At 66.0% G+C, this 23,677-nt stretch carries 26 protein-coding genes and 1 tRNA gene; 10 read left to right on the top strand and 17 right to left on the bottom strand.

Translation table 11 applies throughout. From position 1 onward, the window contains the following. Window positions 1–10 precede the first annotated feature (10 nt). Window positions 11–1,192, bottom strand: a complete 1,182-nt coding sequence (locus BMW72_RS09015) for a 4-hydroxybenzoate 3-monooxygenase (RefSeq protein WP_092109743.1) — start codon at window positions 1,190–1,192, stop codon at window positions 11–13. 111 nt (window positions 1,193–1,303) lie between these two features. Then, entirely contained in the window at window positions 1,304–2,116 is an 813-nt protein-coding gene (locus BMW72_RS09010; protein WP_092109742.1) for an IclR family transcriptional regulator, read from the bottom strand. Window positions 2,117–2,297: 181 nt separating this feature from the next. Between BMW72_RS09010 and BMW72_RS09005 the strand changes: the two genes are divergently transcribed. Genes BMW72_RS09005 through BMW72_RS08990 form a run of 4 tightly spaced genes read left to right on the top strand, consistent with a single transcriptional unit; the run spans window position 2,298 to window position 5,754 of the window. Continuing rightward, window positions 2,298–3,260 carry an ABC transporter substrate-binding protein gene (locus tag BMW72_RS09005; RefSeq protein WP_092109740.1) on the top strand — a complete coding sequence of 321 codons (963 nt, stop codon included), beginning with the start codon at window positions 2,298–2,300 and terminating at the stop codon, window positions 3,258–3,260. A gap of 52 nt (window positions 3,261–3,312) precedes the next feature. Continuing rightward, window positions 3,313–4,116, top strand: coding sequence for an ABC transporter permease (locus tag BMW72_RS09000; RefSeq protein WP_092109738.1), 804 nt, complete (start codon window positions 3,313–3,315; stop codon window positions 4,114–4,116). After that, window positions 4,113–4,886, top strand: coding sequence for an ABC transporter permease (locus tag BMW72_RS08995; protein WP_092109736.1), 774 nt, complete (start codon window positions 4,113–4,115; stop codon window positions 4,884–4,886). The genes BMW72_RS09000 and BMW72_RS08995 overlap by 4 nt, the downstream gene beginning before the upstream one ends. 55 nt (window positions 4,887–4,941) lie before the next feature. Beyond that, window positions 4,942–5,754 (top strand): ABC transporter ATP-binding protein, encoded by an 813-nt coding sequence (locus BMW72_RS08990; RefSeq protein WP_092109965.1) that lies wholly within the window; start codon window positions 4,942–4,944, stop codon window positions 5,752–5,754. 60 nt (window positions 5,755–5,814) lie between these two features. Here BMW72_RS08990 and BMW72_RS19570 read toward each other — a convergent pair whose 3' ends face one another. Genes BMW72_RS19570 through BMW72_RS08980 form a run of 3 tightly spaced genes read right to left on the bottom strand, consistent with a single transcriptional unit; the run spans window position 5,815 to window position 7,960 of the window. Continuing rightward, on the bottom strand, window positions 5,815–6,069 hold the full coding sequence (locus BMW72_RS19570; protein WP_338419431.1) for a 2Fe-2S iron-sulfur cluster-binding protein: 255 nt from the start codon (window positions 6,067–6,069) through the stop codon (window positions 5,815–5,817). Beyond that, complete coding sequence (locus BMW72_RS08985) at window positions 5,996–6,826, bottom strand: ferredoxin reductase (RefSeq protein WP_338419430.1); 831 nt, start codon at window positions 6,824–6,826, stop codon at window positions 5,996–5,998. Before BMW72_RS08985 ends, BMW72_RS19570 begins: the two co-directional genes overlap by 74 nt. A gap of 12 nt (window positions 6,827–6,838) precedes the next feature. Further along, entirely contained in the window at window positions 6,839–7,960 is a 1,122-nt protein-coding gene (locus BMW72_RS08980; protein WP_092109734.1) for an aromatic ring-hydroxylating dioxygenase subunit alpha, read from the bottom strand. A 97-nt stretch (window positions 7,961–8,057) separates the two neighbouring features. Between BMW72_RS08980 and BMW72_RS08975 the strand changes: the two genes are divergently transcribed. Further along, window positions 8,058–8,675 carry a PadR family transcriptional regulator gene (locus tag BMW72_RS08975; RefSeq protein ID WP_092109732.1) on the top strand — a complete coding sequence of 206 codons (618 nt, stop codon included), beginning with the start codon at window positions 8,058–8,060 and terminating at the stop codon, window positions 8,673–8,675. A 7-nt stretch (window positions 8,676–8,682) separates the two neighbouring features. Here the strand turns inward: BMW72_RS08975 and BMW72_RS08970 are convergent, their stop codons facing one another. The 6 genes from BMW72_RS08970 to BMW72_RS08945 all read right to left on the bottom strand — a co-directional run bounded on the left by BMW72_RS08970 (window position 8,683) and on the right by BMW72_RS08945 (window position 14,841). Continuing rightward, on the bottom strand, window positions 8,683–10,236 hold the full coding sequence (locus BMW72_RS08970) for an acyl-CoA synthetase (RefSeq protein WP_092109730.1): 1,554 nt from the start codon (window positions 10,234–10,236) through the stop codon (window positions 8,683–8,685). A 98-nt stretch (window positions 10,237–10,334) separates the two neighbouring features. Next, complete coding sequence (locus tag BMW72_RS08965) at window positions 10,335–11,333, bottom strand: ABC transporter substrate-binding protein (protein WP_092109728.1); 999 nt, start codon at window positions 11,331–11,333, stop codon at window positions 10,335–10,337. Window positions 11,334–11,383: 50 nt separating this feature from the next. Continuing rightward, window positions 11,384–11,839: a MaoC family dehydratase gene (locus tag BMW72_RS08960; RefSeq protein ID WP_092109726.1), complete on the bottom strand. Its 456-nt coding sequence runs from the start codon at window positions 11,837–11,839 to the stop codon at window positions 11,384–11,386. A 27-nt stretch (window positions 11,840–11,866) separates the two neighbouring features. Continuing rightward, window positions 11,867–13,018, bottom strand: coding sequence for an acyl-CoA dehydrogenase family protein (locus BMW72_RS08955; RefSeq protein WP_092109724.1), 1,152 nt, complete (start codon window positions 13,016–13,018; stop codon window positions 11,867–11,869). Further along, a complete protein-coding gene (locus tag BMW72_RS08950; RefSeq protein ID WP_092109722.1) occupies window positions 13,015–13,899 on the bottom strand; it encodes an amidohydrolase family protein in 885 nt (294 codons plus the stop codon). Before BMW72_RS08950 ends, BMW72_RS08955 begins: the two co-directional genes overlap by 4 nt. After that, window positions 13,900–14,841, bottom strand: a complete 942-nt coding sequence (locus BMW72_RS08945) for an SDR family NAD(P)-dependent oxidoreductase (protein WP_092109720.1) — start codon at window positions 14,839–14,841, stop codon at window positions 13,900–13,902. It lies immediately after the preceding gene. Between the two features lie 113 nt (window positions 14,842–14,954). Between BMW72_RS08945 and BMW72_RS08940 the strand changes: the two genes are divergently transcribed. The 4 genes from BMW72_RS08940 (at window position 14,955) to BMW72_RS08920 (ending at window position 17,831) form a co-directional block, all read left to right on the top strand. After that, window positions 14,955–15,557, top strand: coding sequence for a MarR family winged helix-turn-helix transcriptional regulator (locus BMW72_RS08940; RefSeq protein WP_241983790.1), 603 nt, complete (start codon window positions 14,955–14,957; stop codon window positions 15,555–15,557). A 233-nt stretch (window positions 15,558–15,790) separates the two neighbouring features. Next, on the top strand, window positions 15,791–16,207 hold the full coding sequence (locus BMW72_RS08935; protein WP_174843157.1) for a DUF6855 family protein: 417 nt from the start codon (window positions 15,791–15,793) through the stop codon (window positions 16,205–16,207). A 586-nt stretch (window positions 16,208–16,793) separates the two neighbouring features. After that, a complete protein-coding gene (locus tag BMW72_RS08925; RefSeq protein ID WP_092109715.1) occupies window positions 16,794–17,174 on the top strand; it encodes a hypothetical protein in 381 nt (126 codons plus the stop codon). A 126-nt stretch (window positions 17,175–17,300) separates the two neighbouring features. Beyond that, window positions 17,301–17,831 carry a hypothetical protein gene (locus BMW72_RS08920; RefSeq protein WP_092109713.1) on the top strand — a complete coding sequence of 177 codons (531 nt, stop codon included), beginning with the start codon at window positions 17,301–17,303 and terminating at the stop codon, window positions 17,829–17,831. A 30-nt stretch (window positions 17,832–17,861) separates the two neighbouring features. On the opposite strand, the gene BMW72_RS08915 is transcribed toward BMW72_RS08920, so the two are convergent. The 4 genes from BMW72_RS08915 to BMW72_RS08900 form a co-directional block, all read right to left on the bottom strand. Then, the gene (locus tag BMW72_RS08915; protein ID WP_092109710.1) at window positions 17,862–18,518 is read right to left on the bottom strand and encodes a response regulator transcription factor; all 657 of its coding nucleotides are present in this window, start codon (window positions 18,516–18,518) and stop codon (window positions 17,862–17,864) included. Continuing rightward, window positions 18,515–19,975 carry a sensor histidine kinase gene (locus tag BMW72_RS08910; RefSeq protein WP_167361062.1) on the bottom strand — a complete coding sequence of 487 codons (1,461 nt, stop codon included), beginning with the start codon at window positions 19,973–19,975 and terminating at the stop codon, window positions 18,515–18,517. Before BMW72_RS08910 ends, BMW72_RS08915 begins: the two co-directional genes overlap by 4 nt. Before the next feature lie 104 nt (window positions 19,976–20,079). Beyond that, window positions 20,080–20,730 carry a CoA transferase subunit B gene (locus BMW72_RS08905; protein ID WP_092109705.1) on the bottom strand — a complete coding sequence of 217 codons (651 nt, stop codon included), beginning with the start codon at window positions 20,728–20,730 and terminating at the stop codon, window positions 20,080–20,082. An 11-nt stretch (window positions 20,731–20,741) separates the two neighbouring features. After that, window positions 20,742–21,458 (bottom strand): CoA transferase subunit A, encoded by a 717-nt coding sequence (locus BMW72_RS08900; protein WP_092109702.1) that lies wholly within the window; start codon window positions 21,456–21,458, stop codon window positions 20,742–20,744. Window positions 21,459–21,680: 222 nt separating this feature from the next. Here BMW72_RS08900 and BMW72_RS08895 point away from each other — a divergent pair, with 222 nt between their 5' ends. Continuing rightward, window positions 21,681–22,481 carry an IclR family transcriptional regulator gene (locus BMW72_RS08895; RefSeq protein ID WP_422386295.1) on the top strand — a complete coding sequence of 267 codons (801 nt, stop codon included), beginning with the start codon at window positions 21,681–21,683 and terminating at the stop codon, window positions 22,479–22,481. Window positions 22,482–22,550: 69 nt separating this feature from the next. Here BMW72_RS08895 and BMW72_RS08890 read toward each other — a convergent pair. Together BMW72_RS08890 and BMW72_RS08885 are read right to left on the bottom strand one after the other, a co-directional pair. Beyond that, window positions 22,551–22,623, bottom strand: a tRNA-Ala gene (locus BMW72_RS08890). A 65-nt stretch (window positions 22,624–22,688) separates the two neighbouring features. After that, complete coding sequence (locus BMW72_RS08885; protein ID WP_092109694.1) at window positions 22,689–23,621, bottom strand: hypothetical protein; 933 nt, start codon at window positions 23,619–23,621, stop codon at window positions 22,689–22,691. Window positions 23,622–23,677 lie beyond the last annotated feature (56 nt).

The following is a 23,677-nucleotide window of genomic DNA, read 5'->3' as shown; positions in this document are numbered from 1 at the left end:
TCGATCCGGGTTAGAGCTTGAGGCCGGTGTACTGCTCGGCGAGCATGCGCTGGGCGAGTAATGAATGGGTGAGGTAGTCGAGCTGGCCGAGCTGGCTGCGATAGTCGAAGGCGCCGGTCTGCAGGTCGCCGGGGCTGGTGTGCAGCATCTCGGTCATCCAGCGGGAGAACTGCTGCACCCGCCACTGCCGGGCCAGCGCGCTCTCGCTGTAACCGGCGAGGAGGGATTCGTCGTCGGCGTAGAAGGCGGTGAGGGCCGCCGCGAGCTCTGTGACGTCGGAGATGGCGGAGTTCAGGCCTTTAGCGCCGGTCGGCGGCACGATGTGGCCGGCGTCGCCGACCAAAAACAGGTTGCCGTAGGCGAGGCGCGAGGCGACGAAGCTGCGCATCGGGGTGATCGATTTGTCGGTGATCGGGCCTTCGGCCAGGCTCCAGCCGGGGGTGCCGAGGCGGGTGTGAAGGGCCTCCCAGATGCGGTCGTCTGACCAGTTCGTGATCTCGTCGGCGGGGTCAACCTGCAGGTACAGGCGGGACACCGCGGGAGAGCGCATCGAGAGCATGGCGAATCCGTCTTCGTGCAGGGCATAGACGAGCTCGTCGGAGGACGGTGCGACGTCGGCGAGGATGCCGAGCCAGGCGTAGGGGTAGCTGCGGTCGAAGAGTGTGATTTCTTCGGAGGGGATCGACGCACGGCAGATACCGTGAAAACCGTCGGCGCCCACCACGAAGTCGGCGTCGATGGTGTGCCGTTCTCCGTCGTGCACGAAGGTGACGCTCGGGTTTTTGGTCAACAGGCCGTCGACGGCCACGTCGGAGGCTTCGTAGTAGATGGTCGATCCGGCCTGTTCGTGTGCGGTGACGAGGTCTTTTACGACCTGCTGCTGGCCGTAGACGGTGACGGTGCGGCCGATCAGTTCGTTGAAGTTCACGTTGTGGCGCTCGCCGGCGTACTGCAGGTAGATGCCGTCGTGCTGCAATCCCTCGGATGCGAGTCGGTCACCGACCCCGAGACGGGTCAGCGTTTCGACCGAGCCCTGTTCCAGGACGCCGGCGCGGATGCGGCCCAGCACGTAGTCCTGCGAACGGTTTTCGACGACGATCGAGTTGATGCCGGCGCCCTGCAGGGCCCAGCTGAGGAGAAGACCGGCGGGACCGGCGCCGATAATAGCGACGCGGGTGGTTTCGTGGGGCACAGGTTCTCCTAGCGACGATGACAGGGGGTGTGGGATCAGTGTGCTGCGCCGGTCAGCTCCCCGGTGCACGTCTTCCACTCAGTGAAAGTGTTGACAATATGTCGATTCAGCTCACTGCTGAGCCCGGCGATAACCGAGCGCCCGGCTGACGCCCTGGGCGGCCACCCGAACCGCCCGCTCCTGCTCCGCATCGATGGTGTCGGTGGTGCGGGTCACGATTGAGACCGCCGCCACGACCTGGCCGGTGCGGTCGCGAATCGGGGCGGCGATCGAGCTTGAGCCGGCGGTCATCTCCTCGGACATTCGGGCGAGGCCGAGCAGGCGAATCTCGGCGAGACGCTTGCGCACCGCCTCGGGCTCGGTGACCGTTCGCGGCAGAAAGCGCTGCAGGCTGGTCGCGAGATACTGCTGCACCACGTCGGAGGGGGCATAGGCGAGCAGCACCAGGCCAACCCCGGTGGAGTGCAGTGGCAGGCGCGCTCCGACCCGGGAGATCAAGCGCACGGCGTGGTGGCCCGAGAGCTTTTCCAGGTACAGGGCATCACGGCCGTCGAGAATGGCGAGGTGCACGTGCTCGCGCGTCGTCTCGTAGAGGTCTTCAAGGTAGGGCAGGGCAATGGTGCGCAGGTTGCGGGCCGTGGGGGTCTGCACGCCGAGTTCCCAGAGCTTCATGCCGAGCGAGTACTGGCCATTCTCGTGCTTGCTCAGACCGCCCCACCCCACCCACTCGGCCACGAGCCGGTGCGTGGTCGAGAGCGGGAGGCCGGCCCGCTGAGCGATGGCCGTGAGGGTCAGTGTGAGCGAAGTCGCCCCGGCCGGAGCGGCGAAGGCGTCGAGAATGGCGAAGAGTCGAGCCGCGACGGAACGATCGTCGACGGCCGCGACGCCGGCGCTCACGCGCTTCTGTGCTGGTTTTCCGCTCATAACCGGCCACGCTACCGCGATCAGCCCAGAACTTCCACTGGATGGAAGCATGTCTTTGCATGGGAAAATGAGTGGGTAGTCTCCCAAGAACAAATCTTTCCCTGTCAACAATTGACGTTGTCACGGATAGAGGCCCCAGCGCCACAGCAGCACGACCCGCACCGACCCACAATGGAGTGACATGAAGAAATTGCACGTGATCGGACTTGCCGCGGCATCCGTTCTCGCCCTCAGCGCCTGCTCGGCCGGCACCGACACCGCTGCCCCCGCTGGCAGTGACGTGCTGACGCCCGTCACTGTGGGCGTCATCCCCATCGCCGATACCGCTCCCCTCTACCTGGGCCTCGAGCAGGGCTTCTTCGAAGATGAGGGCCTCGACCTCACCATTGAAACCGCCACCGGCGGCGCCGCGATCGTGCCCGCGGTCGTCACCGGCGACTACCAGTTCGGTTTCAGCAACCTGGTCTCGCTCATGGTCGCCAACGACAAGGGCCTGCCGTTGAAGGTCGTCAACTCGGCCGTCGCCTCGACCGGCGATGTTGAGAGCGACTTCGGCGCCGTCATCGTCAAGGGCGACTCCCCGGTCGAAACGCTCGCCGACCTCGACGGTAAGACCGTCTCGGGCAACAGCCTGAACAACATCGTCGACACGGTCATGCGGGCCTCGATCGATCGGCTCGGCGGCGACTCTTCGTCGATTTCCTTCGTGGAGATTCCCTTTCCGGATGCCAGTGCGGCCGTCGAAAACGGCCAGGTCGACGCGGCCTTCGTTGTTGAACCCTTCGTCACCGCCGCGATCGAGAGCGGCCAGCGCGTCATCTCCTACGGGTACGCCGACTTCGACCTCAACCTCGACGTCGCCGCCTACTTCTCCTCAGCAGCAACCGTTGAGGGCGACCCGGAACTCGTCACCAAGTTTCAGGCCGCAATGACCAAGTCGCTCGAATATGCCGAGGCCAACCCCGACGCCGTTCGTGCGATCATCGCGACCTACACCGCAACCCCGCCCGAGGTGCTCGCGAAGATCGTGCTGCCCAAGTTTCCGACCGAGTTCAACGTGGACGCCGTCACCGCGCTCGGCGAAGCGGCCCTCAAGTACGGCGTGGTCGAGACCGCACCCGACGTGAGCACCTTCCTGCCGTAACCGCGCCGCATCCGTTTGAATCGCACCGACCACGAGGAAGTGGCTTGCCAGTATGAGAAACCAACGTAGTGCCGCTGCCGGGCCGAAAGCGAAAGCTTTGGGCCTGGGCATCGGCGGAATCATCCTGTTCTTTCTGATCTGGGAAGCCACTCCCCGCCTCGGCCTGGTCAGCGACCGCTACCTGCCGCCGGCGAGCGAGGTGCTCGGGCGCCTCGGCCAGTACCTGACCGAGGCGGCATTCTGGAAAGACGTCGCCGACACGATGACGAGCTGGGCCCTGGGCCTGGTCATCGCCACGGTCGCTGCGATCGTCGTGGGCCTCATCATCGGCTCCAGCCGGTTTCTGCGCCGCGCCACCCACACCACCATCGAGTTTTTGCGCCCGATCCCCTCGGTCGCTCTCATTCCGCTCGCGGTGCTGATCTTCGGCACCAGCATCGAGTCAACCCTGCTGCTCGTGGTCTACGCCTCGTTCTGGCAGGTGCTGCTTCAGCTGCTGTACGGCATCGCTGATGTGGATGCCGTCGCCAACGACACCGCCAAGAGTTACGGCCTCGGGCCCCTCGCCCGGGTGCGCTACGTGATCTGGCCCACCGCCCTGCCCTACCTGATGACCGGACTGCGCTTGGCCGCAGCGGTCGCCCTGATTTTGGCGATCACCGCCGAACTCATCATCGGAACCCCCGGCCTCGGCAAGCAGATCGCGCTCACCCAGTCCGGCGGCGCCATCTCCTCGATGTACGCCCTCGTGCTCGCCACCGGCATGATCGGCGTGCTCATCAACCTCGGTGCCCGAATCATTGAAAAACGGGTGCTCTCCTGGCATCCCTCCGTGAGAGGAGAGGTCGTCCTGTGAGCCCCCTCAAACGCATCGCTTATTTCTTCGGCCTGCCCATTCTGCTCATCGCGCTCTGGTACGCGCTCTCGTTCGGCTCCACGAACTTCTTCGTGCCCAAACCCATCGAACTCGCCCAGACCCTGTGGACCACCTGGATCGGTGAGCGCTTCGTCGACGACGTACTGCCGAGCCTCGGCCGTCTCGCGGTGGGCCTGTTCTTCGCGATAGGCCTCGGCATCGTGCTCGGGCTGCTCATCGGCTCCACCCGCTGGCTGCGCAACCTGCTCGAACCCCTGCTCGAATTCTTTCGCGCCATCCCGCCGCCGGTGCTCGTGCCGCTGCTCATGCTGCTCATCGGCGTCAACGACAGTATGAAGGTGGCCGTCATCATCTCCGGTGCCATCTGGCCGGTGCTGCTCAACACCGTCGAGGGTGTGCGCGCCGTCGACTCGGTGCTCAGTGACAGCTGCCGCAGCTACGGCATCCGCGGCTTCGCCCGCATCCGCTACTTCGTTCTTCCCGCAGTGACACCGCAGATCATGGCCGGTGTGCGTCAGTCGCTGTCGATCGGCCTGATTCTCATGGTGATCAGCGAGATGTTCGCCTCCTCCTCGGGCCTCGGCTTCACCATCGTGCAGTTCCAACGCAACTTCGCCATCCCCGAAATGTGGAGCGGCATCGTCGTGCTCGGCCTGATCGGCCTGGGGCTGGCCATCATCTTCCAATTCGTCGAACGACGGGTACTGCACTGGTACCACGGTCTGAAGGAAATCACTCATGACAGTTAGCGAGACCACCATGAACCAGCCCGTACAGCCCCTCCAGCCAATCCAGGCCGTGCCGATGCTCTCGGTGCGCGGCCTGCAGAAGATTTACAAGGTGCCCGGCGGGGAGGTCGAGGCCGTGCGCGACCTCACCTTCGACCTCGCCGAGGGCGAACTGGTCTGCCTCGTCGGACCCTCCGGCTCGGGAAAGACCACTCTGCTCAAATGCATTTCCGGGCTGATGGAACAGACCAGCGGCACCGTCGAGCTGAACGGCAGCAAGGTCACCGGCCCGCCCAAATCTATGGCCGTCGTCTTTCAGGAATACGGCCGCAGCCTCTTTCCCTGGATGACCGTGCGCGCCAACGTGGAACTACCGCTGAAGAACCAAAAGGTTCCCAAAGCCGAACGCGCCGCGCTCGTCGACGCCGCCCTCAAATCGGTCGGACTCGACCATGTGCCCAAGAGCTACCCCTGGCAGCTGTCCGGCGGCATGCAGCAGCGTGTTGCGATCGCCCGCGCCGTCGCCTACCGCCCGCAGGTGCTGCTCATGGATGAGCCCTTCGCGGCCGTCGACGCGCAGACTCGCGCCGACCTCGAAGACCTCATCCGCACCATCTGGAAGCAGCTCGGCGTGACGATTCTGTTCGTCACCCACGACATCGACGAGTCCGTGTACCTCGGCGAACGCGTCATCGTGCTGTCGAGTTCACCGACCGTCGTGCAGGAAGACCTCAAAATCGACCTGCCGGCCGAGCGCGACCAGCTCAACACTCGCGCCCTCCCCCGTTTCATGGAGCTGCGCTCGCACGTGTACGCCGAGATCCAGCGCGCCAAGCTCGGCCCGGTCACCGAACAGATCACCGCGCAGCGCAAGGCTTCGCTCAAGTAGCCCAGACCACCACGCGGATGCCCCGGCGAAGCTCGCCGGGGCATCCGTTCGTTGTGAACGCTAGGAGACGGCGATCGTGACGATCGCCGGGCCGCCGCGCGCGGAATCCGCTTGCAGGCCGGTGGGCGACGTGACGGCGCGGGAGACGCAGCAGCACATCTTGGCGGCGGCGTGCTGCTGGCGTTCGCTGTAGAACACGTCGCGGTGGTCGATGGCGCCCTGAAGCGCGAGCACCTTGACCTCACACAGGCCGCACTCCCCCTTGCGGCAGTCGAACATCATCTCGACGCCGGCATCTTCGAGGGCTTCGAGCATCGAGCGGCCCGCCGGCACGCGCGCTTCCACGCCGAGGCGCGGCACCCGAACGATGAACTCCTCCGGGTTGTACCAGCCGCTGTTGCCGAAGGTCTCGAACCCGCAGGTTCGGGTCGTTGAGCTTGCGTTCACGCCAGGCGCGACGCACGGCATCCATCAGGCGGATCGGCCCGCACATGTAGAGTTCGGCGAGCGGGTCGACGCTGCCGACCAGCTCAGCCACCGACAATTCGGTGCCCTCATCGTCGATGTGCACCCGCAGGTTGTCGCCGTGCAGCGCGAGCAGCTCGGGCAGGAAAGCCATGCGCTCGCGGCTGCGCGCCGCGTAGACGAGCGTGTAGTTCGCCCCGAGGTTTTTCAGCACCCGCGCCATATTGACGATCGCCGTCACGCCGATGCCGCCGGCCAGCAGCACGTAGCGGGGCGCGCCGATGCGCAGCGGAAAATTCTGCAGCGGCTGGGTGATCTCGAGCGTGTCGCCCGGCCGCACAGAGTGCATGAAGATCGAGCCGCCGCGGGACAGCGGCACCTGCAGCACGCTGATCGCCAGCCGGGAGCCGTCTTCGGTGGAGTCGACGACGGAATACGAGCGCTTGTGCCGTTCGCCGGCGATCGTGACGAACAGGTCGAGGTGCGACCCGGGTTCGGCTCGTTTCGGCAGTGACGGTGCGAGCACGATGCGCTGGATATTGCTGGCGACGGCCACGGTCTCGATGACCGTCGCCTGCTGCCAGACCTCAATGTTGGTTGCTGCCATGATCGGGCCCGCCTAGTCGGTGACGCGAACACGGCCGGCGCGGCCGGCGGAGACCGTGCGGCCTTCGGCCTCGAGCATCCGCTCAATGAGGCGCCGCACCCACAGACCACCGGCGTCGATGTTGAGGTTGTAGAACTCGTAGTCGGGGTTGGCGTCTATGGCGGTCTGCTGGGCCAGGAGCATGTCCTCGTCTTCCTTGAACACGCCGGAGACTCCGGCGCGCAGCTGCGAGGTGATCAGCTGGCTTTCCAGACGGTAGTTGCGCATGAATGCCCAGAAGTAGTGGGCACTGCGTGCCGTTTCGGGGGTGATCGTGTTCATGACGTAGCCGTTGACGCCCTGGCTGCGGTCGCCTTCCGGCGCTCCGGTGCCGGCCTTAGCCACTCCGACATCGATGTTGATGGTGGAGGGCGCTTCAAAGTGGATGATTTGCCACCGGTCGACCTTGCCGGTGAAACCAGGAAACTTGTCCCGCATGTTCTTCAGCCAGAACGGCGGGGCGTCGATGCCCCGCATCCAACGCGAGACCGTGACGGTGGTGTCGTCGTGGGTGACCTCGAAGTCGGATTCGCTCAGCTCGGCCTGGCCGATGCTCGATCCGTGCACGAATTCTTCGTGAGTCAGGTCCATCAGGTTGTCGAGCACGAGCTGGTAGTTGCAGGTGACTGGAATGGTCAGGCCGTCACCCGCCCACTCGGGGTGGTCCATCTGGTGCATGTCGGGGATGGTGTCGGGGTTGGCGAGCGTGGCATCGCCGAGCCAGACCCAGAGAAAGCGGTGGCGTTCGACGACCGGGTAGGACGGCACCGTCGCGCTCGGGTTGATGGTCTCCTGGGCGGGCATCGAGACGCAGCGGCCAGCTGAGTTGTAAACGATGCCGTGGTACGGGCACTGGATCTCGTCTTTGGCGAGCACCTTGCCCTGAGAGAGTGGGGCGAGGCGGTGCCAGCAGGCGTCGGCGAGCGCGACGGGCCGGCCGTCTTCGGTGCGGTAAATTGCGAGCGGCTTGTCGGCGACCTTGCGGGAGATCAGCTTGCGGGTGACCTCGTGGTCCCAGGCGGCAACGTACCAGGCGTTCAGGGGGTAGTTGAGCACCTTGTTGGTGGTCGAACTCTTGGTCTGGATAATCGTCATTGAGAACCTCCGGTCAGCTAACTATCCCCATAGATAGTTCGCGCTGGTCCAGACTATCTATGCTGGTAGTCACTCACAAGGCCGAGAGGAGAACCTGATGAGCCTCCGACACGCCCTGCTGGCGCTGCTCACCGTGACACCGATGACCGGCTACGACCTGTCCAAAGCGTTTCAGGCATCCGTTTCGCATGTCTGGCATGCCCCCGACTCGCAGATTTACCCGGAACTGCGCCGCATGGAGGCCGACGGGCTGCTCGTCGGCACCGAAGTCCCCTGGGGGCCGCGCGGCAAGAAGCGCGAGTACCACGTGACCGCGGCCGGCCTGACTGCCTTTCGCGCCTGGATGAACGAGCCGCTCAGCTACACCCGGGAGCGCGACCCGGCGCACCTCAGGGCCGCCTACCTCGAGTGGGCCGAGCCCGACGCGGCGCGCGCGCAGCTGCGCGCGCATCGGGCGAACTACGCGGAGCGGCGGGACGAATGGCTCGAGAAGGTGCGCGAGATCGACACCGGAACGAGCGCCATGCTCGAAAAACGCCTCGCCCACGCGCCGGCAAGCGAGCACGCCGCCATCCGCGCCTACAAGCGCTACACCTACGAAGGGCTGATTGCGCGGGCCGAGCACGAGATCGAGTGGGCTGAGCGGGGGCTCGCGCTCGTTGACCAGCTCAACGGCGGCGACCCCACCAGAACGGATGCCGCGGCGCCGGCCTGACCGGCGCTCACGTCACCGCGTGGGCACGGCGCAGGTCGGCCTTGCGGATCTTGCCGCTCGCGGTACGCGGCATCTCGGCGACGATCACGACACGTTTAGGAATTTTGTAGCGGGCGAGCCGGTCGCCCAGGTGCGCCTGGATGTCGTCAGTCTCGAGGGTGAAGCCATCGCGCACGGTGACGACAGCGCAGGGCACCTCGCCCCACTTCTCGTCGGGTACCCCGATCACGGCGACGCTCGAGACCGCTTCGAGTTCGGCGATGGCCAGCTCGATCTCGGCCGGGTAGATGTTCTCGCCGCCGGAGATGATCATGTCCTTCAGCCGGTCGGAGATGAACAGGTAGCCGTGTTCGTCGGTGTAGCCCATGTCGCCGGAGCGAAACCAGACGTTTCCGGCGTAGCTGTCGGCGGTGGCCTCTGCCCGGTTCCAGTACTCACGGATGACGTTGGGGCCGGAGATCTGAATCTCGCCGACCTCGCCGTCGGGTACTTCGGTGCCGGTCTCGTCGACGATGCGCACGTCGGTGAAGAAGTGCGGCAGCCCGGCCGACCCGGCCTTCTCGCGGGATTTGTGCGGGGCGAGACTTGTGGCGCCGGGCGCGGTCTCGGTGAGGCCGTACCCGCCGGAGAAGGACAGCCCGCGCTTCTCGTAGGCCTCGAGCACCCGCACCGGCACCGCCGAACCACCGCAGGTGAGCTTTTGCAGCGAGCTGATGTCGGTCGACTCCCAGTTCGGGTGCTCGCACAGAAGCTGGTAGGTCGTGGGCACGCCGCTGATCACGGTGGCGTGATGCTGTTCGATCAGGTGCAGGGTGCGGCCCGGCTCGAACCGGGGCTCGAGCACGACGGATCCGCCCTTGAGCAGCGTCGGCAGCACCCCCATGCCGAGCGAGGCGACGTGGAACATCGGCGCGATCATGAGGGCGACGTCGCTGCTGACGAAGTCGTAGTCGACGAGCACGTTGAAACTGTTCCAGGTCATATTGCCGTGGGTGAGCAGGGCCCCCTTGGGCTGGCCGGTCGTGCCGGAGGTGTACAGAATGAGGGCGGGGTCGTCGAGGCTGACGTTCTCGTCGCGGTGCGTGGCGGGGGCGCCGAGAATCACCTCGTCGAGGTTTTCCACGAGCAGACCGGTCGGGCCGGTGTCAGCGGTGGGCACCGCGGCATCCGCTACCCGAATGCGCTGCACGACCTGTGTGCCGGCCGATCCGCGCACGGCCAGGTCGGTCAGGCTTGCCGCGTGCACGAGGATTCGGCTGCCGGAATCGGTGAGGGCGAAGGCGATCTCGGGGGCGGCCAAGCGGGTGTTGAGCGGCACGAAGATGGCACCGAGCACCCCGCAGGCGAAGAGCGTCTCAAGAAACGCCGGATGATTCTCGCCCAGATAGGCCACCCGATCACCCGAACGGATGCCGCGCGCATCGAAGGCGTTCGCCAAGCGGTCAACCCGCTCGGCGAACTCGCCGTAGCTGAGGCGATCGTCGCCGCTGATCAGCGCCGTCTGGTCGGCCGACTTGATGCGTCGGCGGTGGATCCAGGAACCGAGACCTTGGTTATGCATCGTTGCATGTACCTTTCACACGTCTCCGCAGGCAGAGACACTGACACGGGGTGGGTCAGGGGTGTGCTCACCGTACTACCGAGCACACCCCTGAATGGCTAGCTTGCGATCATGGCAGAGACGTTGGGCGCCTTCGTCACAATCTCATACTTCTGCATGAGGTCGCCGAGGTCGGCGAGCACGTCGGCGGGCACGTCACCGTTGAAGGTCTCCATCTTCATGTTCTCGGCGACTCCCGTGTCCATTCCCATGAAGGCGGGCAGGGTGGCGCGCACGTCGTCGAGGTTGGCCTCGGCGGCGGCGAGGGTCTCGTCGACGGCCTCCCGGAACTTCGCGAGGGTGTCAGCGTTGGCGGTGGCGTACTTGGCACTCGTGAAGGTGACCATGGTGGGCAGGCCGGGGAGGGCTTGCTGGTTCGGGTAGCCGATGAGTTTGAAGTCGCTGCTGGCCAGCGCCTTGCTCAGGAACGGCTCGGGCAGCCAGATGGCGTCGGTGTTGCCGGCGGCGAGCTGGGCCTCCATGTCGGGAAACGGCATCTCGTTGAAGTTGATCAGCGACGAGTCTGCGCCGTCGATCTCGGCGCTCTCCTTAATGGTGAGGTCGCCCTGGGTGCTGACCGCGTTGACCGAGACGGTCTGGTCTTCGAGGTCGGCGAAGCTGTCGATGCCCGAGTCGGTGCGCACGACGACACCGTTGATGTCGTCGCCCTCGGCCTTGGAGTTGCTGTACCCGGTGACGATCTGCATCTCGAGGCCCTTGTCGACGGCGACCATGACCGAGAGCGGGTTGCCGATGGCGAAGTCCATGCTGCCGGCGTACACGGCCGGCAGCATCGCGGCGCCGCCCTGGCCGGTCTGCAGCTGCACGTCGAGGCCGTGCTTTTCAAAGATGCCCTCATCGATGCCGTACTGCATCGCCACGGAGGGGGCGATGGCGAGCACGCCCACCGTCACGGTGGTCAGCTCGCCCGTGGCGGTGTCTGCCGTCGTGTCGGCGGCGGGGGCCTCAGCGGCGCAGCCGGAGAGGGCCAGGGCGACGATGGCCAGGCCGGCCAGGCCGGAGACGGTGCGAACGCGGGTCAGGTTGCTGTGAAACATGGTTCCTCTTCCTTGAGGGTTGGGTGTTGCGCAGAACAGCGGGGGTACGGTCATACGTAAAAGCGGTACAGCGAGTGCGCGACGACGGCTGGTTTGGTGCCGCCCTCGATCTCGATGGTCTGGTCGACGCCGAGCTGCACGCCGCCGGCGATCTCGATGACCGTCGCGATGGTGGCGTGCATGCGGATCTTCGAGCCGACGGTGACGGGTGCCGGAAAGCGCACCTTGTCGAGGCCATAGTTGACCTTGGTGGTCACGTCGGTCACGTCGAGCAGTTCGGTCCAGAACGGGATCGCGAGCGACAGGGTGAGAAAGCCGTGCGCAACGGTCGTGCCGAACGGGCCGTCCTTGGCCTTGACAGGGTCAACGTGCAGCCACTGGTGGTCGTCAGTGGCGTCGGCAAAGGTGTCGATCTGGGTCTGGTCGACCTCGATGTAGTCGGTGTAGCCGAGGTCGGTGCCGGCCAGGCCGGGCAGTTGCGCGAAGGTGGTGACGATGGTGCTCATGATGCTCCTTGTGGATAGATAGGTTGGTTAGATGAACGCGCTGTGCCCGGTGACAGCACGGCCGACGATGAGGCTGTTGATCTCGTGAGTACCCTCGTAGGAGTACACGGCTTCGGCATCGGCATGAAAGCGGGCGACATCGGTGTCGAGGGTGATGCCGTTGCCGCCGACGACCTCGCGGGCCAACGCGACCGTGTGGCGCATCCGCTCGCAGCAGAACATCTTCGCGAGGGCCGAGTTCTCCTCGGTGAACAGCCCGGCCTCCTGCTGCTGGGTGAGCCGCACGACCATGCCGAGCGACGCGGTGACGTTGCCGAGCATGGTGGCAAGCTTCTGCTGGGTGAGCGCAAAAGCGGCGATCGGCTTGCCGAACTGCTCGCGGGTCTTCACATAGCGCAGGGCGGCTTCGTAGGCGCCGGCCTGCAGGCCGGTTGCGATCCAGGCCACGTCGGAGCGCATCGACCGCAGCAGGGCGGCGACGTCCTTGAACGAGTTGATGCGCTGCAGCCGGTCTGCCTCGGCCACCTGCACGTCAATGAGGTCGATGTCGGCGTTCTGCATGATGCGCAGGCTGGTCTTGCGGTGGATCTTGCGCAGGCCGACGCCGGGGGCATCCGTCGGTACCAGAAAGGCCTTCACCTGCCCGTCGGCCTCGTCGCGGGCGAAGACGGCGAGCACGTCGGCGCTCGAGGCGCCGCCGATCCAGCGCTTCTGCCCGTTGAGCACCCAGCTGTCGCCGGTGCGACGGGCGGTCGTGGCGAGCCCGCCGGCGATGTCGGAGCCGTGCTCGGGTTCGGTCAGCGCGAACACCCCGGTGTAGTCGAAGCTTTGGATTTTCGCATCGAGCGCGGCCACCTGTTCCGGGCTGCCGCCCAGGTTGACCGTGGTGCGAAATAGTCCGGACTGCGCGTTGTAGAACGTGGCGACGGATGCGTCGGTGCGGGCCAGTTCGAAATTGCGAAAGCCACCGTAGAGCGCGCTGGTGCCCTGGTTCATCAGGTTTAGGTCGACGAGTTTCGGCACGATCTCGAATGGAAACTCGCCCGCCTCCCAATGGTCGGCGAGAAGCGGCTGCACGTCGGTGTCGAGCACCGCGCGCAGTCGGGCAAGCACCTCGAGTTCGCTGTCGGTGAGCTGCGTGGAGTAGCCGAACTGGTCGCTCGGATAGAAGGCGGTCATGCCGTGAGTCCGAGCAGGCGCACCGCGTTGTCCTTGAGAATTTTCGGCCGCACGCTGTCTTTGAGGTTCAGGTCGGCGAAGTCCTTGAGCCAGCGGTCGGGGCTGATCAGTGGAAAGTCACTGCCGAACAGCACCTTGTCTTGGAGAAAGGAGTTGGCCTGGCGCACGAGGTTCTCGGGGAAGTACTTGGGTGACCAGCCCGAGAGGTCGATGTAGACGTTCTCTTTGTGGGTGGCCACGGCGAGGGCTTCGTCCTGCCACGGCACGCTCGGGTGCGCCATGATGATCGACAGTTCGGGAAAGTCGGCGGCGACGTTGTCGAGCAGCATGGGGTTGGACAGCCCGAGTTTGAGGCCGAAGCCGCCGGGCAGGCCCGAGCCGATCCCGGTCTGCCCGGTGTGGAACAGGGCGGGCAGGCCGAGGTTTTGCAGCGCCGCCCAGAGCGGGTAGAACTGCTCGTCGCTCGGGTTGAAGTTCTGCACGGTGGGGTGGAATTTGAAGCCGCGCACTCCGAAATCATGGGCCAGGCGACGGGCCTGGGTGACGGCATCCGCTCCCCGGGTGGGGTCGACCGAGCCGAACGGAATGAGTACGTCATTGTTGCGCGCGGCGCCGATCGCTATCTCTTCACTGCTGTTCGGCGGGTGATTCAGGTTGCGGGAGGCATCGACGGTGAACACGACCGCGGCCATGCTGCGTGCACGGTACAGGTCGGCGATTTCGTCGAGGCCGGGGCGCGGGGCATCCGTTTTGAAATATTTGCTCGCGGCGTCGACGAGCGGCTGCGGCAGGGCGTTGCGCCCGTCGTCGCCGACCTCGATGTGCACGTGCGTGTCGATGGCCGTGAGCGCCGCAACGTTCAGGCCGAGTTCGTAGACCATTTACTTGGCGACGGGCTGAAGTTCGGCGGGCAGCTCGGGCAGCTTCTCGCCGACGCTCTGCAGTTTGTCGCCGAACAGGGAGGAAAAGTCTTCGCTGAGGGACTCGACGGTCCAACCGCCGGTTTCGAACGCGGTCGCGACGACCTCAGGGTGCGACCACAGCTGCACCCGGTCGCCGCCGGAACCGACGACCTGCCCGGTGATGCCGGCCGCAGCGTCGGAGGCGAGAAACCCGACGACGCCGGCGACGTCCTGCGGGGTGCCATAGCCAAGCACCCGGCGGGCGAAGGGCGGCATGGTCTCGCCGCGCGCGGCAGCATCGTTGAAGGCCTTGAAGAAGGGAACCGTGTCAGTCATCGCGGTCGCCGCGACGGGAACGACAGCGTTGACGGTGACGTTGGCGCGGGCCAATTCCATCGACCAGGTGCGCACCATGCCCACGATGCCGGCCTTCGCTGCGGCATAGTTGGTCTGGCCGAAGTTGCCGCGCTGGCCGGTGGGCGAGCCGATGCAGATGATGCGGCCGCCCTCGCCCTGCTCGCGAAAGCGGATGGCCGCCTCACGCACGCAGGTGAACGTGCCGCGCAGGTGCACGTTGATGACGGTGTCGAAGTCGTCGTCGGTCATCTTCCAGACCACGGTGTCGCGCAGCACGCCGGCGTTGGTGACGAGAATGTCGAGACGGCCGAAACTTTCGACGGCCTGGGCGACGAGCTGCTGCGCGGTGGCGGTCGACCCCACCGGGGCGACGACGGCAACGGCCTGGCCGCCCTCAGTGACGATGCTCGCGACGGCGTCATCAGCGATCAGCTGGTCGACATCGTTGATCACAACGGATGCTCCCTGCCGCGCCAATTCCTGCGCGTAGGCCAGTCCGAGGCCGCGGCCACTGCCGGTGACGATGGCGACCTTGCCGGTCAACGTCTTGCTGGTCAACGTCATGGTGACTCCTCATTCGCTGTGGCATCAGTGCCACGGGTTGCCGTGCGGTAAAACTAATGAAAACCTATACCGTTGAAAATGTCAACTAATTTGGTAGGGTTTATTCTATGGAAATGACAGAGTCTGTTCCGGTCGTGAAAGTGCCCGTAGTTCCGCGTGCTGTTGGCACTGACGCAATGCCGCTCGCGGGGATAATCGGTGAGCCTGCCGGCGGATCCACCGCCCCAACGACGGGAACAGACGCGGTCGATCTGACCACCGACCGCCTGCGCGACCCGGACCGCCTGCGCGATACCGATCTGGCCAATGAGATCGAGTTCATGACCGCGCGGGCCCGCTCCGTCGGCTCCGGCCGGGCGAACACCATGCTCGCCGAGCTCGATCTGCGGGTGCGCTCGTATTCAGTGCTGTCGCTGGCTTGCAGCGGCCAGAACCCGTCTCAGCGCGAGCTCGCCGGATTTCTCAGCCTCGATCCGAGCCAGATCGTGGCTCTGGTCGACCATTTGGAGAATCTCGGCGCGGTCACCCGCGAGCAGGATCCCCGGGATCGCCGCTCCAAGGTGATCGTGGCGACCACGGCGGGCCTGCTGCTCTATCGGCAGGCGCGCGCCGTCATTCAGGCGGCGGAAGATCGCTCCTTGCAGGGGCTCAGCCCCGCCGAACGCGAGCAGCTGCGCTCCCTGCTGCGCCGCATCGCCTTCGAGCCCGCCCCCTGACGACTGCCCGCTTGCTCGCCTTAGTCCCGCCTGCGCGCGTAACTCCTGCAATTTGTGCGATCGTCATAAATGTTTCGCGGAATCACGCGGAAGTTCCCGGCAGGCTCCAGAAATAGCAGGAGTTATGCGCCGGGAGGGGAGGCACACCTGCCCGATGCGCTCCTCCCATAGCAATTCGACCCACGACAAGCCATGATGAACCGGCTGAGAGCCCACATCGACAGGAGACGGACATGTCCAACACGTGCATTGGAACCGGCACCAAGGACGACCCGTGGGTGCTGTGCACCCCGCCGGGATCGTCGGAGTACCTCATGTATCGCGATGAGGCAGCCAGTCCCCCGGCGCTCATCTGCAAGGTGGGGTCGACCACGCTGTCCTACCGGCTGAGCTCTGTAAAAGATCTGCACGCCATGCTCAAAGAGAACGGCGACTGGGTGGAGTTGGGCGCTGCCGACGAGAAGAAGGAGGCCAAACCCGACACCGTCGAGGCTTGGGGCCGCTCAGAGATCAACCCGGTCGGGGGCTGGTACGGCCTCAAGAAAGGCTTCCGCGGACGCTTCGGCATGTATGTTCCACCATTGCTCGAAGCTCTCGGCCTGGCCGAAGTGGAACACAACCCGCGCAACAACCGAATGCGCGCACTTTAGCCAGAATTTTGCATCGCTACAAGAAATGTCATCTGTATGCGTATCGCGACAATCGTTGACGGACTCGAATCAACTCGGTAATTCCACCCCGAGATCTTTCGTGATGCTCAGGTCGAAAGCCTTCTCGAGGTAAATGCCGCCTTAATTCGAGCCCGGCTGTCTCTGGCCGCTCGTGCTCCCATCTGGCTCTTTGGCGCATTCTTTGTATGGCTCGGAGCCTGCAGCGCACGGGTCTGGTTGGGCTTTCTGGCCGGTCAAATCTGGCGGTGGCCGACCGTGGCACCGTTCCTCACTGCGCCGGTTGCCTTCATTTGGTTCTGGGTGGCCACACGTCTGGTCTGGGCTCTGGAACGGTTCGAAATCGTGCCGAATTGGTTGAGCATGTTGAGCCGCGCCTTCCCAAAGTTCGCTGCTCGAAGCAAGTCAAACCCGAGCACAGCGATTCCCAACGAAACGTAGCAGTTCCGTTGGTCCAGGTAGGGTACGCGAGAGCTGATTCAAACCTAAGAGACTTCTCACGCGGGCCTTGCCTGGGTCTCACCCGTGCGGCCCACACTGGGGCACGGCTTGTGGATCGGGAGGCATCATGAACGTGCGCAACAGCTGGGCTCGGGCGCTGGTCTGGATCGTGGGCGCGGGCGTCGGAGCCGTTGTGCTCGTGGCCATCGCTTCGACGCTCGCTGGATCGCTCGCTATCGCGGAGCAGCCGGGGCGACCCATCGGGGTGCCGGCCGTGTCGGTGCAGCAGCCGGGCGGGGCATCCACTGCGACGGCGACGCCCACGCCGAGCCCTGAACCGACCGGCACGGCGCCGAGCACGAGCCCCGAAGTCGTTCCCGCCCCGGACCCCGTCATCGTGGACGATCACGGCGGCGACACCCCCGGTCACGACGACGACACGGGCGCGGACGATTCCGGCGGCTCCGGGTCGAGCGGCGGGTCCGGAAGTTCGGGCAGCGGCGGCTGAAGCCCATGAGAGTGCTCTCATGCACTTCTCCTGCCGGTCTTATCGGCGTGCGGTTGATTGATCCTGTGGCGATAGACGCCACGGAATCCATCCGCCGCTCGCTCGGCGCCAACGAAAGGGCACCCCATGTTTCAGCTGACGAAGAAGCGCACCCTCACCCTCGCAACCCTCGGCCTCGCCGGCTTGATGTCGGTCGGCGTGATTGCCGCCCAGGCGAACCCCGGCCCGACCCTCCTGGCCCCGACCAGCATCTCCAGCAGCACCCCGGCTGCCACCAATCTGCCCAACACTCCCGACGACAGCGACGGCCGCGTCGGCTCCGGCCATGGCATCGACGACCAGGCCGATGACTCCATGAGCAACGATGTGAACGACGCCCCCGACGACAGCGACGGCCGCATCGGTTCCGGCCAGGGTGCCGACGATGTGAACGACGCCCCCGATGACAGCGACGGCCGTGTCGACAGCAACTCCGGCCCCGGGAACGCGGTCACGATCGACGACTCCAGCACCTCCGGCCGCGGAAGCAACTCCGGTCACGACGACTCGGACACCAGCAACTCGGGCAGCGACACGTCGAGCGACGACAACTCGGGCAGCGATGACAGCGGCCACGATGGCAGCGACGACTCCGGCCACGGCAGCGCTCACGAGTAGCCAGGCCGCCGCCACGAAGGGGCTATCGACTCAGCTGAGTCGGTAGCCCATTCCGCGTACCGTCTCGATGCGGTCAGCACCGAATTTGGCGCGCAGATAGCCCACGTAGACGTCGACCACGTTCGACCCGGGATCGAAATCGTAGCCCCAGACCCGGCTGAGCAGCTGTTCGCGGCTCAGAACCTGGTCGGGGTGGCGCAGAAATTCCTCGGCGAGCGCGAATTCTCGGGCCGAGAGGTCGACCTGCCGGCTCCCCACCGTGGCCCGGCGGGTGCGCAGGTCGAGTTGCAGCCCGTCGACGCTGAGCACGGTGTTCGTCGCCCGGGGGGCCTCCACCATACGCAGTCGCACCCGCGCCAACAGCTCGTCGAATCGAAACGGCTTCGACATGTAGTCGTTGGCGCCGCCCTCGAGGCTCGCGAGGGTGTCGTCGGCCGAGTCCCTGGCCGTCAGCACAATCACGGGTAGTTCCGACCCGTCGGCCCGCAGCTGCCGCAGCACCTCGTAGCCGTCGATCCCAGGCAGCCCGATGTTCAGGATCAGCAGATCGAACCCGCCGGTTATCGCGTAGTCGAGGGCATCCGCTCCGGTACCCACCACGACGGTGGCGAAGCCGGCGGCGACGAGCCCCTTCTCCACGAAACTGGCGATGCGGTCTTCATCTTCGGCGATCAGAATGCGGCTCACGAGCGGATGTCCTTCGGGTCGGGGGACGCAGTCGCATCGATGGGAAGGTCGATCGTGAAGGTCGCGCCGCCGCCGGGAGTCGTGCTGACCACGGCCACTCCATGGTGCCCGGCGGCAATGGCCGCCACGATCGCCAGGCCGAGGCCGGAGCCGGCCGGCCCGCGTCCGCGGGTTCCGCGCTGAAACCGATCGAAGACGCGCGGCAGCAGATCGTCACTGATACCCGGCCCGTGATCGCTCACCCAGAGCTGCAGCCGGGGCCGGCCGGCGACATCCGTGGTGAGGGCACTACCCAGCTCGATCACTCCGGTCGGGGCCCCGTGGCTGACCGCGTTGGCCGCGAGTTGCAGCAACGCCTGGGTGAGTTTGTCGGCGTCCACGGGCACGACCACGTCGGCCGTCGCCGAGATGACCCAGCGGTGCGCCGACAGCGCCGCCGCTTTCAGCCGCACCCGCTCCACGAGCGCGGGAATGTCGGTGGGGCCGCGGTTCGCGAGGGCTGACCGTTCCACCTGGGCGAGCGCCGAGATATCCCGCACAAGCCCGCCCATCCGGTCGAGTTCATCGATCGCGAGATCGCGGGTGGCCACCACATCGGCCGTGCTGGCGGGGTTCATCAGCTCAAGATGCCCGCGCACGATGGTGATGGGCGTTTTCAACTCGTGTCCGACATCGTCGAGCAGCCGGCGCTGCCCGGTGAGCGCGCCCTGCAGGCGATCGAGCATATCGTTCACGGTCGACGTCAACGCCGAGACGTCGTCGTGACCGACAACCGGGATGCGTTCGCTCACATCCGACGCGGTGATGCGCGCGGCGGCCTCGCGCAGCGCGCGAATGGGGCGCAATAGTCGACCGGCCACGACCCAGCCGACCAGCCCGACGACGATCAGGGTCACCAGCCCCACGAGCAGATAGGTGCGGGAGGCGTCGGAAACGGACTTCAGTTCGGCGTTGAGGTCGAAGGCGGCAATGAACGTGCCCTGCGCCGGGTCGCCGTCGACGGAAACCGGCACGAAAACGTAGCGCAGCAGCCGGCCCGAGGCTGTGCCAGTGCCGAGCACGACGTCGTCCGCGGCCGTTTCGGCCTCGCTGCGCTGCACGAGCGCGTCATCAACCAGCCGAAAGTCGACCGCGCGCGGTTCCAATGCCGCCACACCGTCGATGACGGCCAGCGTGCTCTCATTGGTTGCCGGGCGTACCCCGGCGATGACGGCGCGCAACACGCCGCGCAGGTCGGTGGCTGGGGAGTCGGCGGCCACGATGCGCACGTCGTCGACGGTGTCGGTGAGCACCGAATCGATCTCGCTCAGCGTGCGTTCACGCTGCACCGCGTAGGCGGTCGTTCCCGCAATGGCCAGCCCGGCCGCCGTCACGAGCAGGATCGCGGCCAGGATGCGCACGCGCACCGACAGCACCGGGCTTCGCCGCCACGCGCGCGCACCGATCGGGTCCGACATGCACCCAGTATGGCGGGTGCCGCCGACAGGCTCGAACACTCGCGCAAGCGGATGCCGCGGCGCGGCCCCGCCGGGCCGGGCCTGGCCGCGCCGCGGCATCCGCTTTAGCGGGTGGGGGCCAGCTCCGAGACCGTGAATGCGGCCTCTGTAGTGTCCTCAACATCTTGCAGGCTCACGCCGGGGGCGCGCTGGCGCAGCACCAAGCCGGTCGGCGTCACGTCGAAAACGGCAATGTCGCTGATGATGCGGTCGACGACCCGCACCCCGGTCAGCGGCAGGGTGCACTCGGTGACGATCTTCGGGGTGCCGTCCTTGGCCACGTGCTCGGTGAGCACGACCACGCGCGGGGTGCCCGCGACGAGGTCCATAGCGCCGCCCATGCCCTTGACCATTTTGCCGGGGATGGTCCAGTTGGCGAGGTCGCCGAGGCCGGAGACCTGCATGGCACCGAGAATGGCGACCTTCACGTGACCACCGCGGATCATCCCGAACGAGGTCGCAGAATCGAAGATCGATCCCCCCGGCAGCACGGTGACGGTCTGTTTGCCGGCGTTGATCAGGTCGGCGTCTTCCTCGCCCTCCCACGGGAACGGTCCCATGCCCAGCAGCCCGTTCTCGCTCTGCAGGGTCACTCGAATATCCTCCGGCAAGTTGTTGGCAACGAGCGTCGGAATGCCAATGCCGAGGTTCACGTAGTCGCCGTCGTGCAGTTCCTGCGCCGCGATCGCGGCCATTTCGTCTCTGGTCCAAGCCATGGTGAGTCTCCTTAAGCTCTGGCCAGCACGGGCCGGCTGCGCACGGTGCGCTGTTCGATGTCCTTGACCCGGGCCGAGGCCTGGATCAGGCGCTGCACGTAGACCCCCGGGGTGATCACGTGATTTGGATCGATATCCCCGGGTTCGACGATCACCTCGGCCTCGGCGATCGTTATGCGCCCGGCGGTCGCCACGACCGGGTTGAAGTTGCGGGCGGTGAAGCGGTATTCGAGATTGCCAAGGGTGTCAGCCCGCCAGGCTTTGACCAGCGCGACGTCGGCGACGATGCCGCGCTCCTGCAGGTACGTTTCGCCGTCGAAGTCGGCGAGCGGTTTGCCGTCGGCGATCAGCGTGCCGACGCCGGTCTTGGTGTAAAAAGCGGGAATGCCGGCGCCGCCGGCGCGCAGTCGCTCGGCGAGGGTGCCCTGAGGGCTGAACTCGACCTCGAGCACGCCGGCCAGAAACTGCTCGGCGAACAGCTTGTTCTCGCCGACGTACGAGGCGATGACCTTGCGCACCTGCCCGGCTTCGAGCAGCACACCCAGGCCCTTGCCGTCGACGCCCATATTGTTGGACACGACAGTGAGATCTTTCACACCGGATGCCCGCACCGCGTCAATGAGATCGGCCGGAATTCCGCTGAGCCCGAATCCGCCGACCGCGAGCACCATCCCGTCGTGCAGAACATCGTGCAGCGCCTCTCTCGCGCTGGTCTGTACCTTGGGCATGTTATCTCCTCGCTGAGTGTAAGCCTGTCCATCTTGTGGACTTCGGCTCGTTACGTCATCGTATTCAGCCCGTCAGAGCCCTGTCAATTGCCACTTTCTTGTGATTCCACCTCATGAACACTAGGCTGCAAATCATCCACAATATGGACAGAAGGCAAGAAAACGGATGATCGTTCAGCCACCGCGGGGAGCCGTAAGTCACGCAGCAGCCAGCCGGTGCCGCTGACCCAGCACGTGCAGGGCGCCCAGGTCGTCGCCCGCATCGCCCTGCTGCTGCGCCTCGTGGGGCGCAACCCGGCCGGCACACCGCTCGCCGAGATCGTGCGGGACTCCGGCCTGACCCGGCCCACCGTGCACCGGCTGCTCAGCTCACTCGCCGCCGAGGGCCTGCTCGACCACGATGCCGTGCGCCGCACCTGGCACTACGGTCCCGAGGTGTTCGTCATGGGAACCGTCGCCGCCGCCCGCTACCCGATCGAGGAGCTCGCCCGGCCGAGCCTCGTGCGCCTCGCCGAGGAGACCGGCGAAAGTGCGTTCCTCTCCATCCGCCGCGGCGCCGAAACCGTGTGCCTGCTCCGTGAAGAGGGCAGCTTCCCCATCCGCTCCTTCGTGCTGCACGAGGGGGTGCGATTTCCGCTGGGGGTCGCATCCGCTGGACTGGCCATTCTGGCCTACCTGCCCGACACCGAAGTGGATGCCCTGCTCGGCGACACCGTGTCGGCCGACACCGATGCGGACGCATTCGCGGCGCGCTGGGGTCCTCAGCACTCCCCTGCCAGCATCCGCGCCAATCTCGAGCGCACCCGGGAAACCGGTTATGCCGTGAACCCCGGGCTCATTCTGGAGGGCAGCTGGGGCATGGGGGCGGCGATCTTCGACCGCAGCGGCCGCCCCGGCTGGGCGCTCTCGCTCACCGGCATCGAACCGCGGTTCAAGCCGGAGCGGCAGAAGGTGCTCGGCCAGTTGCTGCTCGACGAGGCCAGTCGCATCACCCAGACGCTGCAGCGCCCCCCGATCAACTAGCCTCGGCCGCGAGGAGCCCGGAAACGAGAAAAGTCCCGGCCGAGGCCGGGACTTTTCTTCCAGTGCGAGTGGAGCTTAGGAGATTCGAACTCCTGACCTTCTCATTGCGAACGAGACGCGCTACCAACTGCGCCAAAGCCCCAAACTGCCTTTGAAGAATATCACGGCACGGCCGCCAGTTTCGACGCTTCGCGCCCGAGGCCCGAATTAGACGGCGCGACGACGTCGCAGCACGGCGTCGAGGTCGGTCATGCCTGGGCTGGTCTCCCCGACGATGCCCATCGACGCGAATCGGTTCGGAGCTACTGCCGCTGCTGCGGGGCGCGCGATCGGCGTGACCGCCCGATTGGCGTCCTCGGCGAGCGCGGCGGCCCGACGAGCGACCTCCGCCTCGGCGGCGGCCTTGCGCAGCTGGTTGGCCGCTTCGACCGAGGCCATCGCCGTCTGCGCAATGGATCCGCGCGAAAGGTGCAGCGCGCGCGGCACCGGCTGCGGCGTCCAGGTTGCCGGCGCGACGGGAGTCGCTTCCAAGTGCACGGGCTCGAAGGGCTGCCCCATGAGCACGGGCAGCTCCACCGGGGCATCCACCCGAACGATCCGGGCCGACCGGGCGACCGTGGCCAGTCGTCCGAGAATTCCGAAGGCGGCGACCATGACGACCCCGCCGCCGACCAGCGCGGTGAACGAGCCGGCGAGGGCGGGAGCGATCCCGGCGACGACCAGAACGAAACCGGCCAGCAGGATCAGCGAGACCAGGCCGCGGAAACGGCGCAGACGGCGCAGCTTGGTCATCGGCGATTCCGGTACGCGCGGCGCGGCTGCCGCGGCCACCGCTGCGGCAGCGCGACGCACCGACGTGGCGGCATCCGCTACCGCCTGCGCTTCAGCCCGGGCATCCTGTTCGACCCGGGCCAGAACACGCTGCTGCTCGGCCACGGTGCGGGCGGTCGCCTCGAGACGCACCTGCTGCGGAACCTCGGCGGTTTCCGCCAGAATGCGCAGTGTCTGCTGCAATCGAACCGCATTTCTTTCGGTCGCCTGATACTGCTTGCGGCGCGACCAGGTGGGCATCAGATAGGCAACCCAGAGCACAGCGGCCACCGCCACCATGACCCCGCCACCCAATGCCTCACTACTCATGTTGACAACGGTAAGAGGCGCTGGTGCATCCACGGCTGATTACTCTCGGTGTGTCA

The organism is Cryobacterium luteum, from assembly GCF_900110125.1.
Lineage (GTDB): Bacteria > Actinomycetota > Actinomycetes > Actinomycetales > Microbacteriaceae > Cryobacterium > Cryobacterium luteum.
The sequence above is the reverse complement of the archived record's forward strand: the minus strand, read 5'-3'. Positions and strand labels throughout refer to the sequence as shown.

Bases quoted from the DNA above. Each gene is read 5' to 3' on its own strand.
- BMW72_RS08990 (WP_092109965.1), top strand. From the start codon at position 4,942: ATGCTCTCGGTGCGCGGCCTGCAGAAGATTTACAAGGTGCCCGGCGGG.
- BMW72_RS08920 (WP_092109713.1), top strand. From the start codon at position 17,301: ATGTTTCAGCTGACGAAGAAGCGCACCCTCACCCTCGCAACCCTCGGC.
- BMW72_RS08975 (WP_092109732.1), top strand. From the start codon at position 8,058: ATGAGCCTCCGACACGCCCTGCTGGCGCTGCTCACCGTGACACCGATG.
- BMW72_RS08910 (WP_167361062.1), bottom strand. From the start codon at position 19,975: ATGTCGGACCCGATCGGTGCGCGCGCGTGGCGGCGAAGCCCGGTGCTG.
- BMW72_RS19570 (WP_338419431.1), bottom strand. From the start codon at position 6,069: ATGCTCGAAGCCCTCGAAGATGCCGGCGTCGAGATGATGTTCGACTGC.
- BMW72_RS09005 (WP_092109740.1), top strand. From the start codon at position 2,298: ATGAAGAAATTGCACGTGATCGGACTTGCCGCGGCATCCGTTCTCGCC.
- BMW72_RS08885 (WP_092109694.1), bottom strand. From the start codon at position 23,621: ATGAGTAGTGAGGCATTGGGTGGCGGGGTCATGGTGGCGGTGGCCGCT.
- BMW72_RS08980 (WP_092109734.1), bottom strand. From the start codon at position 7,960: ATGACGATTATCCAGACCAAGAGTTCGACCACCAACAAGGTGCTCAAC.
- BMW72_RS08905 (WP_092109705.1), bottom strand. From the start codon at position 20,730: ATGGCTTGGACCAGAGACGAAATGGCCGCGATCGCGGCGCAGGAACTG.
- BMW72_RS08985 (WP_338419430.1), bottom strand. From the start codon at position 6,826: ATGGCAGCAACCAACATTGAGGTCTGGCAGCAGGCGACGGTCATCGAG.
- BMW72_RS08950 (WP_092109722.1), bottom strand. From the start codon at position 13,899: ATGGTCTACGAACTCGGCCTGAACGTTGCGGCGCTCACGGCCATCGAC.
- BMW72_RS08940 (WP_241983790.1), top strand. From the start codon at position 14,955: ATGACAGAGTCTGTTCCGGTCGTGAAAGTGCCCGTAGTTCCGCGTGCT.
- BMW72_RS08900 (WP_092109702.1), bottom strand. From the start codon at position 21,458: ATGCCCAAGGTACAGACCAGCGCGAGAGAGGCGCTGCACGATGTTCTG.
- BMW72_RS09000 (WP_092109738.1), top strand. From the start codon at position 3,313: ATGAGAAACCAACGTAGTGCCGCTGCCGGGCCGAAAGCGAAAGCTTTG.
- BMW72_RS08955 (WP_092109724.1), bottom strand. From the start codon at position 13,018: ATGACCGCCTTCTATCCGAGCGACCAGTTCGGCTACTCCACGCAGCTC.
- BMW72_RS08965 (WP_092109728.1), bottom strand. From the start codon at position 11,333: ATGTTTCACAGCAACCTGACCCGCGTTCGCACCGTCTCCGGCCTGGCC.
- BMW72_RS08945 (WP_092109720.1), bottom strand. From the start codon at position 14,841: ATGACGTTGACCAGCAAGACGTTGACCGGCAAGGTCGCCATCGTCACC.
- BMW72_RS08935 (WP_174843157.1), top strand. From the start codon at position 15,791: ATGTCCAACACGTGCATTGGAACCGGCACCAAGGACGACCCGTGGGTG.
- BMW72_RS09010 (WP_092109742.1), bottom strand. From the start codon at position 2,116: ATGAGCGGAAAACCAGCACAGAAGCGCGTGAGCGCCGGCGTCGCGGCC.
- BMW72_RS08960 (WP_092109726.1), bottom strand. From the start codon at position 11,839: ATGAGCACCATCGTCACCACCTTCGCGCAACTGCCCGGCCTGGCCGGC.
- BMW72_RS08970 (WP_092109730.1), bottom strand. From the start codon at position 10,236: ATGCATAACCAAGGTCTCGGTTCCTGGATCCACCGCCGACGCATCAAG.
- BMW72_RS08925 (WP_092109715.1), top strand. From the start codon at position 16,794: ATGAACGTGCGCAACAGCTGGGCTCGGGCGCTGGTCTGGATCGTGGGC.